Origin of the sequence: Neorhizobium sp. T6_25, from assembly GCF_002968555.1 — a bacterium.
Classification (GTDB): Bacteria; Pseudomonadota; Alphaproteobacteria; order Rhizobiales; family Rhizobiaceae; genus Neorhizobium.
Genome location: NZ_PVBL01000005.1, coordinates 225,394 through 237,934, shown reverse-complemented (window position 1 = coordinate 237,934; position 12,541 = coordinate 225,394). Strand labels below are relative to the sequence as shown.

Genomic DNA, 12,541 nt, shown 5'->3' with positions numbered 1-12,541 from the left:
TCCAATCTTCCAGGGGAGGTTCCCATGCCGAAGAAGAACAAGAAGAAATGGTCGAAGGACGTAGCCGAACACAGCGATGCAATGGACCTGAAGGATGGCGTGTTCAAATCGCGCAGCCCGAAAAAGATCGCCGATTCCCTCAATCACTCCGCCGAAACAAGCGACCGGCGCAAGTCGAGCCCGTTCCAGTCGGCCATGTCGATGCTGAATTTCTACATCAACCGCGCCGGCGAACAGCTTTCGAAATCGCGCCGCACCACCCTGGAAAAGGCCAAGGATGAGCTTCGCAAGGATTTCGGCCGTGGACCGAAGCATTAAGATCACGCCACCGAGCCTCGATGCCATGACCTCAACCGCCGACTTCACCTTCGAAACCATTGTCTTCGAGCCCAGCGACTGGGTGCCGAACAATCCCGGTCTGCCGGTGCTGGTCTGTCGCCAAGCCATCGCGGCGGAAGGCGAGATGGCGCTGAAATTCGAAAGCCGGTTCCGGGAAAATGGCTGGGAGGGGATCTGGCGCAATGGCGTCTTCGACTATCAGCATTATCACACCGGCGCCCACGAGGTGCTGGGCATCGCCGGCGGCCGGGCACGGCTGCTGATCGGCGGGCCTGACGGCACGGAACTCAGCGTCCATGCCGGAGACTGCCTGATTCTGCCCGCCGGCACCGGTCACATGCGGATCGATGCCAGCCGGGATTTCCTGGTGATCGGCGCCTACCCGCCCGGGCACGAAGCGGATATCCAGACGGGGCCGGCAAGCGACGCGCAGCTTGCCCGGATCGCCAGCCTGCCGCTGCCAAAGACCGACCCTCTGGGAGGTGCCGACGGCGCCCTTCTTCGCGCTTGGTCGCCACGGCGATCTTAAAACCTCCTCACACTCCAGGCGTCGCGCGAAATGACGGCCTTCAATTCGGCTTCCGGAGTGGCACAATCTCGTGTTTTGCGCCTCGAAATCGCCCGGAAATCAGGCATCGAGACGCCTCGGCATAAGCGCGGCCATCGCGCCCATTAGATTTTGACCGGAAGCCCATTTCACACCGGCGCGGCATTTGACGCCCCCCAAAATGTATGGCTACCTTATATTTTAGCGCGAGCGGGAGGAGACTGTTCGCGTCATCACACTCCGGCCTCGCCCGCGATGTTCCGGACTGACTCTAGGAGGAGAGTGCAGTGAAGAAATTTTTAGCAGGCGCCTTGGCGCTGATGTTTTCCGCATGCGTTCCGGGAGGTATGGCCACCGCCGCCGACGACAATTACCCAAGCCGGCAGATCACCCTGCTCGCCGGTTTCCCAGCCGGCAGCGGCGCGGACGTCTATGCGCGCTTCTTCGCCAAGAAGCTCGAAGAACAGCTGAAGCAGACCGTCATCGTCGACAACAAGCCGGGCGGTCTCGGAAGCCTTTCGGTCGTGGCGCTCAAGAACGCCAAGCCGGACGGTTACACGATGCTGATCGGCTCGGCCGACCAGTTTACCGCCGCGCCCTACGTCTTCAACGCTCCGCCCTATGATCCGCTCAAGGATTTCGATTATGTCGCGCCGGTGTTCAGCCAGGCATTCATGATGCTGGTCAACGCCAAGTCGCCCTACCAGAAGATTTCCGACCTGACCAAGGCGATGAAGGAAAAGGGCGCCAAGGGCTCCTACGCCACGTCGAACTTCCCGTCGGTGATCCTGGCCGAAATGTACAAGGCCAATACCGGCGTGCCGGACACGCTTCAGGTTCGCTACAAGACCAGCGCGGACTCGCTCAACGACTTTGCAAGCGGCGCCATCGACTACATGGTCGGCGACCCGGTCTTCGGCCTTGCCCGCTCGCGTGACGGAACGCTGCGGGTGCTGGCCGTCAGCACGGCGAAGCGCATTTCCTCTGTCCCGGATATTCCGACCTTCGCCGAAGAAGGCGTGCCGAATGTCGACGTCCGCATCTGGTGGGTTCTCGCCGCGCCCAAGGGCACGCCGAAGGATATTGTCGACAAGATGCACAAGGTGATGACGCAGGTCACCACCAGCGAGGAAGCCCGCAAGTTCGTCGGCACCAATGGCGGCGAGCCGATGACGCTCGACAGCCCGAAGGCGACCCTCGACTATGCGACGATGGACACCAAGCGCTGGGAAGAGTGGGCCAAGATCGGCAAGATCGAAAAGCAGTAGGCTTCCGGAAGCATGACCGCACCAGCAAGGCCGGAGCGATCTCCGGCCTTTTCTGTTTCAGCTTGTCGGAAAATAAGGCCTGTGAGGCGCCCTCGGGGACAACTGCGGATTGATCATCCGCTTCAATGACTTCCGTCAAGATGCATGTCCGGAGAGCGTGAAAACTGGCGGCCATCAGGACTTTTATCGGAACAAGCGCCGCCGCCCGACAGTTAGACCGCAAATTCGACGGCTCTAATCTGCGGCGAGGAAAAACCGATGAACACGCGCCCCCAATTCATCGCCGGGACATCCCTCGCACAACTCCCCCCACAGATCTACTACGTTCATCCCCTGATGCTAAGAGGGCTCGACGCCTGGCGGGAGGTTTTCACGCATGCCAGGGATCTCGGTTTCGATACGGTGCTGACGGCGCCGCTTTTCGAACGCGGCCGCAATGCCAGCGTCTTCGTGACGAAGGATTTCGATCGGCTCGACCCGGAACTTCAGCTCGGGTCCTCCGTCGAGGATGGCACCAAGGCGCTGATCCGGGCGGCGGGCGAAAGCAAGGTCAAGCTGATGCTCGACCTCGTGGTCGACCGGGTCGCGGTGGATGCGGAACATGCCGGGCCGATCCTCGCCGATCCGCGTGTCGCCCCGCGCGACAGCTGCAGCCGCGGCATCGACTTTATGAGCGAAGCCCGTCATATCGAAGATTGGCGCAACCGCATGGCGCGGCTTGCCGGCCTCGGGATTGCCGGTTTCCGCTGCCTCGGCATCGGCCGCCTGGCGCCGGAAGCCTGGTACGACCTGATCGTCTCGACCCGCAAGACCACGCCGGAAACCACCTTTCTGGCATGGACGCCCGGCACCTCTTTCGAGGATCGGAGGGCGCTCGAGGGCGCCGGTTTCGACGGCAGCTTCTCGTCGCTTGCCTGGTGGAACCTGGAGGAGCGCTGGATCCTCGACGAATACCAGATCCAACGCCAGCTCGGTTATCAGGTCACGTTTCCGGAAGCGCCTTTCGGCAAGCGCATCGCCCATGGCACAGACAGTTGCGAAGTGCTGCAAAGGAAGGCGGTCCGGTCGCTGAAGCTCGCCTCGACCTTCGCAAGCGGGCTGATGATCCCGATGGGTTTCGAATTCGGCGCGTCTATGCCGCTCGATCCGCTGCATGGCGATGGAATGGGGCTCAGGGGCCTGCGCGAACAGGGCTCGTTTGATCTCTCGGCCGATATACGCAGCGTCAACGCCGGTACCAACAAGACCGCTGCCGGGTTCGCCCGCCAGCCGCTCCGTCTCATCTCCACCAGCCAGACGCCCGCCGTAGCGCTGATGCAGACCGACCGGGAAGATGTGCGTTCAGCGCAGAAGGTGCGGGTCGTGGTTCTGAACCGCGATTTGCGCCGTGCCGTGGCTGCGCCCTTCAACGCGCTCCGCGAGGCTGCGTCGCCGTTCCTGCCGCTCGAAGCGCCGGAGGCGGATGGCGAAGCCTTTGCCGCACAGCTCAAGCTGAAACCCGGCGAGATCAGGATATTCGAAGGCCGGTCATCGGTGCCGATCGTCGATGCCGCGCCGGTGCCCTCGGTGGACAAGGCGACTGCCTCCCCCCGGCTGGCAATCGAGAGGATAACGCCTTCCGTCGATGACGGCCGTTTCGTGGTCAAACGGGTGGTCGGAGAGACGGTGAAGGTCGAGGCGGACATTTTCGGTGATGGCCATGATCCGTTGGCGGCGGCGCTGCTCTGGCGCGCAGCCGACGAGACGGAATGGACCGAGGAGCGCATGCAGCTCGTCCTGAACGATCGCTGGAACGCGGAATTTACCCTGAAGCGGATGGGCCGCCATGAGTTCCTGATCGAGGCCTGGCGCAATCCTTTCGCGATCTTCCGGTATGAGTTCGTCAAGAAGCACGAGGCGCGGCTCGATCTGCGGCTGGAAATCCAGGAGGGCATCAACCTCGTTCTCGATGCGCTGGACAACTCGTCGGGCAGGATCAAGACCCGGCTTAAAACCCTATTCGACAAGCTGACCGAGGTGCAGGACCCGCAGCGCACGGAAATCCTGCTGGCGCCGGAGACAGCCGAACTGATGGCGGAAGCCGACCGTCGGCCGTTCAAGGCCCGCTCGCAAGCAATCCCGGTCGACGCAGAACGTATCGCTGCCGGTTTTGCCAGCTGGTACCAGATTTTTCCCCGCTCGCAGAGTGGCGATCCGAACCGGCACGGCACCTTCGACGACGTCATCAAGCGGCTGCCCGCCATCCGCGACATGGGTTTCGACGTTCTCTATTTCCCGCCCATCCACCCGATCGGCAAGACCAACCGCAAGGGCAAGAACAATTCGCTGAGCCCCGCACCGGAGGATCCGGGCAGCCCCTATGCGATCGGCTCGGAAGAAGGCGGTCATGACGCAATCCATCCAGAACTCGGCACGTTCGAGGATTTCCGCCGGCTGGTGGATGCCGCCAAGGACGAGGGCCTCGAAATCGCGCTCGACCTGGCGATCCAGGCCTCGCCTGACCATCCGTGGCTGAAATCACATCCGGGCTGGTTCGACTGGCGGCCGGACGGCACGATCCGTTATGCGGAAAACCCGCCGAAGAAATACGAGGACATCGTCAACGTCGATTTCTACGCCCATGACGCGGTCCCCTCGCTCTGGGTCGAGCTTCGCGACATCGTGCAGAAATGGGTCGACAACGGCGTAAAGCTGTTCCGCGTCGACAATCCGCACACCAAACCCTTCCCGTTCTGGGAATGGCTGATCGCCGACATCCGTGCGCGGCATCCGGACGTCGTCTTCCTGTCGGAGGCCTTCACCAAGCCGAAAGTGATGTACCGCCTCGCCAAGGTGGGCTTCTCGCAGTCCTATACCTATTTCACCTGGCGCAATGCCAAGTGGGAGCTCGAGCAGTATATGCGCGAGATCACCACCGAAGAGCCGAAGGAGTTCTTCCGGCCGCATTTCTTCGTCAACACCCACGACATCAACCCGGACTTCCTGCAGAACGCGCCGCGCCCTGCCTATCTGATCCGCGCGGCACTTGCCGCGACGCTGTCCGGTCTCTGGGGCGTCTATAACGGTTTCGAGCTCTGCGAAGGACGGCCGGACGCCAAGCGCAAGGAATATGCGGATTCGGAGAAATACGAGATCCGCGCCTGGGATTACGATCGCCCAGGCAACATCAAGGGCGAGATCACGCTTCTCAACCGGCTGCGCCGGGAGAACCCGGCGCTGCATTCGCATCTCGGCCTGCAGCTTCTCACCGCCTGGAACGACAACATCATGTTCTTCGAGAAGGCGAGCGCCGGCCGGGAGAACGTGCTGCTGATCGCGATCAACCTCGATCCCAACAACGCGCAGGAGGCGGATGTCGAAATACCGCTCTGGTCATGGAACCTCCCCGACTATGGCGCACTTGACGTCGAAGACCTGATCACCGGCCAGAAATTCACCTGGGCCGGAAAGGTGCAGAGGCTACGTCTCGATCCCCATTGGAGCCTGCCTTTCGGGATCTGGCGCGTGCGATAGGGAGGAAAGCAAAAAATGGATATGACGAGCGCGAACCGGGGCCAGGGGCAGAACCAGGCACAGACGAATGAGGGCGATCCGCTATGGTATAAGGACGCCATCATCTACCAGCTCCACATCAAATCGTTCTTCGATGCCAATGGCGACGGGATCGGCGACTTTCAGGGCCTGCACGAAAAGCTCGACCATATCGCTTCGCTCGGCGCCAATGCGATCTGGCTGCTGCCCTTCTTCCCCTCGCCGCGCCGGGACGACGGCTACGACATTGCAGACTATGGCAGCGTCAGCCCGGATTACGGCACGGTCGACGAGTTCAAGGCTTTCGTCGAGGCGGCACACCAGCGCGGCATCCGGGTCATCATAGAGCTCGTCATCAACCACACGTCCGACCAGCATCCGTGGTTCCAGCGCGCGCGCCATGCGCCGGCCGGCTCTCCCGAACGGGACTTCTACGTCTGGTCGGATACGGACCAGAAATTCCCCGAAACCCGGATCATCTTCCTCGACACGGAAAAATCGAACTGGACCTGGGACCCGGTCGCCGGCGCCTATTACTGGCATCGCTTCTATTCCCACCAGCCGGACCTCAACTTCGACAATCCGCAGGTGCTGGAGGAACTGCTCGGCGTCATGCGCTTCTGGGCGGATACCGGCATCGACGGGTTCCGGCTGGATGCGATCCCCTATCTCGTCGAGCGCGAAGGGACGAACAACGAGAACCTGCCCGAGACGCACGAAATCCTGAAGAAGATCCGCGCCTCGCTCGATTCCACCCATCCCGGAAAGATGCTGCTCGCCGAGGCCAATCAGTGGCCGGAGGACACGAATGAATATTTCGGCAATGGCGACGAATGCAACATGGCGTTCCACTTCCCGCTGATGCCGCGCATGTACATGGCGATCGCCAAGGAAGACCGTTTTCCGATCACCGACATCATGCGCCAGACGCCGGAGATTCCGGAAAACTGCCAGTGGGCGATCTTCCTGCGCAATCACGACGAGCTGACGCTCGAAATGGTGACCGACGAGGAGCGCGACTACCTCTGGAACATCTATGCCGCCGACCGCCGCGCCCGCATCAACCTCGGCATCCGCCGCCGCCTTGCACCGCTGATGGAGCGCGACCGTCGCCGCATCGAGCTGATGAACGCGCTGCTTCTGTCCATGCCCGGAACCCCGGTTCTCTATTACGGCGACGAGATCGGCATGGGCGACAACATCTATCTCGGCGACCGCGACGGGGTGCGCACCCCGATGCAGTGGTCGCCGGACCGCAATGGCGGGTTTTCCAAGGCCGACCCGGCTCGGCTGGTGCTGCCGCCGGTGATGGACCCGCTCTACGGATACGAGGCGGTGAACGTCGAGGCGCAGGGGGGCGACGCTCACTCGCTGCTCAACTGGACACGGCGGATGCTGGCCTTGCGCAACAAACATTCCGCCTTCGGGCGCGGTTCGCTGAGATTCCTGGCCCCGGGCAACCGCAAGATCCTTGCCTATCTGCGTGAATATAACGGCGACACGATCCTCTGCGTCGCCAATCTCTCGCGCCTGCCGCAGGCGGTCGAGCTCGACCTGGCACAGTTTGCCGGGCGCGTGCCGATCGAGCTTTCTGGCATGTCGCCCTTCCCGCCGATCGGACAGCTGACCTATCTGCTCACCCTGCAGCCCTTCGGCTTTTTCTGGTTCCAGCTGGTGGCCGAAGCCGACGGCCCGGTCTGGCGCAAGGAGCCGCCGGAACAGATGCAGGACATGGTGACCATGGTGGTACGCCGCGACCTTCAGGAACTGGTCGACCAGCCGAGGCTTTCGGCGACGTTGTCGAACGAAGTCCTGCCCGCCTATCTCGGCAAGCGCCGCTGGTTCGGAGGGAAAGGCGAGGTGCTGAGCGGTGCTTCGCTGGTCGCCGCGATGCCGATCGCATTTGCCAACAACATCCTGCTTGGAGAGCTCGAAGCCGAGGTGAACGGTCGCAAGGACACCTACCTTCTGCCGCTCGCCGTCTCCTGGGATGACGCCCAGCCGACGGCGCTCGCCCAGCAGCTCGCGCTCGCCCGCATCCGCCAGGGCCGCCGCGTCGGCTTCCTGACCGACGGGTTCGCGATGGAAGGACTGGCGCGCGGGGTGATCCGCGGCCTCTGCGAGCGGTCGGTGATCTCCGGTCGCGCCGGCACGCTTGAATTCATTGGCACCGAGAAGCTCGACTGCCTGACCATCAACGACGAGATGGCCGTCCACTGGCTGTCCGCCGAGCAATCCAACAGTTCGCTTATTCTGGGCGACATGGCGATGGTGAAGCTCATCCGCCACGTCTTCCCCGGCATGCATCCCGAAGTCGAAATGACGAGGTATCTGACCAATGTCGGCTACCAGAACACCGCCCAACTGCTCGGCGAGGTCGCCCGGACGGCTCCGGACGGCAACCGCTACACGCTGATCATCGTCCAGAGCGCGATCCGCAACCAGGGCGACGCCTGGAACTGGATGCTCAGCAACCTGCGCCGGGCCATCGACGAAATCGTGGTGACCGGCCTTGAGGGCGAAGTAGTGGACGAGCACTTCAAGCCGCTGGTGAATTTCGTCGCGGCGATCGGTAAACGGCTCGGCGAGCTGCATGTTGCCCTCGCCCAGGCGACCGAGGACACGGACTTCCAGCCGATCCGGGCAACGACGGCGGATGCCGAAAAATGGCGCGACGCTGTCACTGGGCAGATATCCCACAGCCTGTCGATCCTCGAAAAGACGGTGGAAGGGATCGATTCGGATATCGCCCGCGAGGTAAAGGCGCTGCTCGATCGCCGCGACGACCTCCTCGGCCTTGCCATCCATCTGGCAAGCGAGGTGGAAGGCACGCTGATGACCCGCAATCACGGCGACTTCCATCTCGGCCAAATCCTGGTCGCGGAAGGCGATGCCTATATCATCGACTTCGAGGGCGAGCCGACCCGCGATCTTGAAGAACGCCGTGCCAAGACCAATCCGCTGCGCGACGTTGCAGGGCTGCTGCGGTCGCTGAGCTATCTTGCTGCCTCGGCCGATCTCGACCGGGAAATCGTCAGCGAGGTGGACGATGCGCGCCACAAGGCACTGGTCGGGCGTTTCATGGAGATGGCGGAACCGGCCTTCCTCGACGCCTATTTCGAAGCCGTCAGCGAGTCACAGGAGCTGCGCATCGCGCCGGAGGCCCGCGGGCGCATTCTCGATCTCTTCCTGCTCGAAAAGGCGGCCTACGAGATCGCCTACGAGGTGCGCAGCCGCCCCCATTGGCTTCCACTACCGCTTGCCGGCTTCTCGGCGATCGCGTCCCGACTTCTGGAGAACGTTTCATGAGATACGAGCGCACCGATTTGATGATCGGCACCGTCCAGGAGGGGCTGCAGGCCCTGGTCGAAGGGCGGCACGGGGACCCGTTCTCGATCCTCGGACGCCATCAATACGGCAACCTTACCGTGGTCCGGGCCCTGCTGCCGGGTGCGCTGTCGGTCGAAGTGGTGGAGGCCGATTCCGGCAAGGTGCTGGCCGAACTCGAAATCATCCATGAGGGCGGGCTGTTTGCCGGGGTGACCGGCAGCACGGCGCCATATTTCTTCCGGATCCGCTGGCCGGATGCCATACAGGAGATGGAAGACCCCTACTCCTTCCCGCTGCTGCTCGGCGATCTCGACCTGCATCTGATCGGCCAGGGCACGCACTACGATCTCGGCCGGACGCTCGGCGCCATTCCGATGGAGGTCGAAGGGGTCGAGGGCGTGCGCTTTTCCGTCTGGGCGCCGAATGCCCGGCGCGTCTCGGTCGTCGGCGATTTCAATTCCTGGGATGGGCGACGTTATCCGATGCGGCTTCGCACGCAGGCGGGCATCTGGGAGCTGTTCCTTCCGCGCCTCACCCATGGCGAGCGCTACAAGTTCGAGATCCTCGACGGCAACGGCAATCTGCTGCCGCAAAAGGCCGATCCGGTTGCGCGCGCCAGCGAAGCGGCCCCGTCGACGGCTTCGATCGTCGCCTCCTCGAAACCGTTCCGCTGGAGCGACGAGGAGTGGATGCGCAGGCAGCGCGCCGACCGTGCCCGCGAAGGCGCGATGTCGATCTACGAGGTGCATCTGGGCTCGTGGCTGCGGATCGCCGAGGAAGGCAACCGCCATCTCGACTGGGTCGAACTCAGTCAGCGGCTGATCCCCTATGTGCAGAATCTCGGCTTCACCCATATCGAGATGCTGCCGATCATGGAACATCCGTTCGGTGGTTCCTGGGGTTACCAGCCGCTCGGGCTGTTCGCGCCCACCGGCCGTCACGGCACGCCGGAGGACTTTGCCTATTTCATCGATCGCTGCCATCAGGCCGGCATCGGCGTCATCCTCGACTGGGTGCCGGCGCATTTCCCGACCGACGTCTGGGGGCTTGCCCAATTCGACGGGACGCCGCTCTACGAGCATGCCGATCCGCGCGAAGGGTTCCACAGGGACTGGAATACGCTGATCTACAATCTCGGCCGCAACGAGGTGAAGGGGTTCCTGATCGCTTCAGCACTCGAATGGCTGGAGCATTACCATGTCGACGCTTTGCGCGTCGATGCGGTCGCCTCGATGCTCTACCGGGACTACAGCCGCAACGAAGGCGAATGGATTCCGAACAAATACGGCGGGCGCGAGAACCTTGAGGCGGTCGAGTTCTTCAAGCACCTGAACAGCATCGTCCACAACCGCTGCCCGCATGCCTTCACCGCGGCAGAGGAATCGACGGCCTGGCCGGGCGTCACCAGGAAGATCGAAGAAGGCGGCCTCGGCTTCGATTTCAAATGGAACATGGGCTGGATGCACGACACGCTGCATTACATGCAGGACGATCCGGTCTACCGGAAATACCACCATGGCGCCATGAGCTTCGGGATGATCTATGCCTATTCCGAGCGCTTCATCCTGCCGCTCTCCCATGACGAAGTGGTGCACGGCAAGGGCTCGCTGATGGCCAAGATGCCGGGCGACCGCTGGCAGAAACTTGCGAACTTGCGCGCCTACTACGGCTTCATGTGGGGCCATCCCGGCAAGAAGCTCTTGTTCATGGGCGGCGAACTGGCGCAGGAGAGCGAATGGAACCACGACGGCTCGGTCGTCTGGGACCTGCTCGACAGCCGGGACCACGCGGGGGTCCAGCGTCTGATCCGCGACCTGAACACCCTCTATGCCCAGGAACCGGCGCTGCAGTTCGGCGACCTGCATCACGAGGGGTTCGAATGGGCGGTGGCCGACGACGCGGCGAATTCCGTCTACGGCATGCTGAGAAGCAGCCAGGACCGATCCTCGCATGTGCTGGTCGCCTCCAACCTCACCCCAATGCCGCGGCAAGGCTACCGCATCGGCGTGCCGGCGGAGGGCCGTTGGGAGGTGGTGCTGAACACCGACGCCGCGCTTTACGGCGGGTCCAACCTGGGACAGACGGAAGCCTGGACAGAACGGCAGGCGGCGCATGGGAAGGAATTTTCCGTACAAGTCGTGCTGCCGCCGCTGGCGACGGTGTTCTTGCGGTGGCGGGGGTAGAACCTGACGTGAGGCAAACGGTGCGGCCTAAGGTTTCTCGCCGGCCGCGCTTATTCGCCCCGCCAGCCGGCCTGATAGGTAATCTTGTCCGCACCCGCAAACCGGCCGACCCGAAGCAGTTCCGCGTCCAGCTTCTCCAACCTGCCCGCCGAAGCCCGCACGCCCTTTTCCAGCCATAACCGCTTCACATCCAGCGTCCCCGCCTTGCGGTCGGCCTTCATGTCGATGCGGCCGATCATGCGGTCGCCTTCGAGCAGCGGGAAAACGTAGTAGCCGTATTGGCGCTTCGGCTCCGGCACGAAAACCTCGATGCGGTAGAAGAAGTTGAACAGCCGCTCGGCCCTGTCGCGGTTGCGGAGCAGCGGATCGAAGGGGCTGAGCACGCGCACGCGGGCGGGCGGTTCGGGGATGGGGCCAAGGTTTTCGGGGAAGCCGAGGAAGGCGAAGGACGGGCGTGGCTTGCTGCCGTCGGCGGCCTCGATCAGCACCTCGGTCAGCTCGTCGCGATGGGCCTTCACCCACTCCTTTGCCTCGTCCGGCGTGACCAGATCGAAAAAGGCGGCAAGTTCTCCGGAAGTCGCAAAACCGAGGCGGGTCATGGCGCCGCGGCAGGCCCAGTCGATGAATTCCTCGTGGCTCACTTCCGGCTCGTGATGCTGCCGCGGGATCACCCGCTCCATCAGGTCGTAGATCTTCTGGAAGTTGACGCGGCCGGCGATCGCCAGCTTGCCGGTGTGCCAGTAATATTCGAGCGCCGTCTTGTTCGGATGCCAGTTCCACCAGCCGCCGGACTTGTGATCGTCAGCCTTCATGTCGCGGGACATGATCGCGCCGTTCTCGGCGATATGCTGGAAGGTCTCCTCGAAGGCGGCATCGAACCCTTCGCCATGCCATTTCCTCCAGCGTTCGGCGAGGATCGGCTCGCGGCGGCGAAACCGGTGTTTCCAGTAGCGGAAGAAGCTCGCCGGAATGATCGAGGCGTCATGCGTCCAGTGCTCGAACAGCTCGCCGTCCTTTTCCAGAAGCGCGGTCAGGTGCTCGCGGCGGTAGGTCTGGTTGCGCGAGAACAGGATCATGTGGTGGGCGCGCTCGACCGTGGCGATACTGTCCACCTGGACGAAACCGAGATCGTCGATGAGCTGCAGCAGGCCGGCTTTGGTCAACGCCCGGCCGGGCGGTTCGCAGAGCTGCTGCCGTTCGAGGAATATTCTGCGGGCCTGATCGTTCGGAATGAGAATCGCCATGGCATCTAGACTAGGATACCGCCGCGCCGGATTCAATGTTCACGTTCGGTTCCGCATTCCCCTTCCCCATCTTCCGGTCTATAGACCGCTGAACATCGA

At 62.8% G+C, this 12,541-nt stretch carries 7 protein-coding genes; 6 read left to right on the top strand and 1 reads right to left on the bottom strand.

Going from position 1 to position 12,541, the window contains the following annotated elements; genetic code table 11:
* Positions 1–24 precede the first annotated feature (24 nt).
* The 6 genes from C5L10_RS09340 to glgB all read left to right on the top strand — a co-directional run bounded on the left by C5L10_RS09340 (position 25) and on the right by glgB (position 11,198).
* Entirely contained in the window at positions 25–318 is a 294-nt protein-coding gene (locus C5L10_RS09340; RefSeq protein WP_105429411.1) for a DUF3175 domain-containing protein, read from the top strand.
* 25 nt (positions 319–343) lie between these two features.
* On the top strand, positions 344–868 hold the full coding sequence (locus C5L10_RS09335; protein ID WP_172716974.1) for a cupin: 525 nt from the start codon (positions 344–346) through the stop codon (positions 866–868).
* Between the two features lie 305 nt (positions 869–1,173).
* Positions 1,174–2,154 (top strand): tripartite tricarboxylate transporter substrate binding protein, encoded by a 981-nt coding sequence (locus C5L10_RS09330; protein ID WP_172716959.1) that lies wholly within the window; start codon positions 1,174–1,176, stop codon positions 2,152–2,154.
* Between the two features lie 258 nt (positions 2,155–2,412).
* On the top strand, positions 2,413–5,667 hold the full coding sequence (locus tag C5L10_RS09325; protein WP_105429408.1) for a maltotransferase domain-containing protein: 3,255 nt from the start codon (positions 2,413–2,415) through the stop codon (positions 5,665–5,667).
* Positions 5,668–5,688: 21 nt separating this feature from the next.
* Positions 5,689–8,994, top strand: coding sequence for a maltose alpha-D-glucosyltransferase (treS, locus tag C5L10_RS09320; RefSeq protein ID WP_105429491.1), 3,306 nt, complete (start codon positions 5,689–5,691; stop codon positions 8,992–8,994).
* On the top strand, positions 8,991–11,198 hold the full coding sequence (glgB, locus tag C5L10_RS09315; RefSeq protein WP_105429407.1) for a 1,4-alpha-glucan branching protein GlgB: 2,208 nt from the start codon (positions 8,991–8,993) through the stop codon (positions 11,196–11,198). The genes treS and glgB overlap by 4 nt, the downstream gene beginning before the upstream one ends.
* Before the next feature lie 50 nt (positions 11,199–11,248).
* Here glgB and C5L10_RS09310 read toward each other — a convergent pair whose 3' ends face one another.
* Positions 11,249–12,442 carry a winged helix-turn-helix domain-containing protein gene (locus C5L10_RS09310; protein WP_105429406.1) on the bottom strand — a complete coding sequence of 398 codons (1,194 nt, stop codon included), beginning with the start codon at positions 12,440–12,442 and terminating at the stop codon, positions 11,249–11,251.
* Positions 12,443–12,541: the final 99 nt, after the last annotated feature.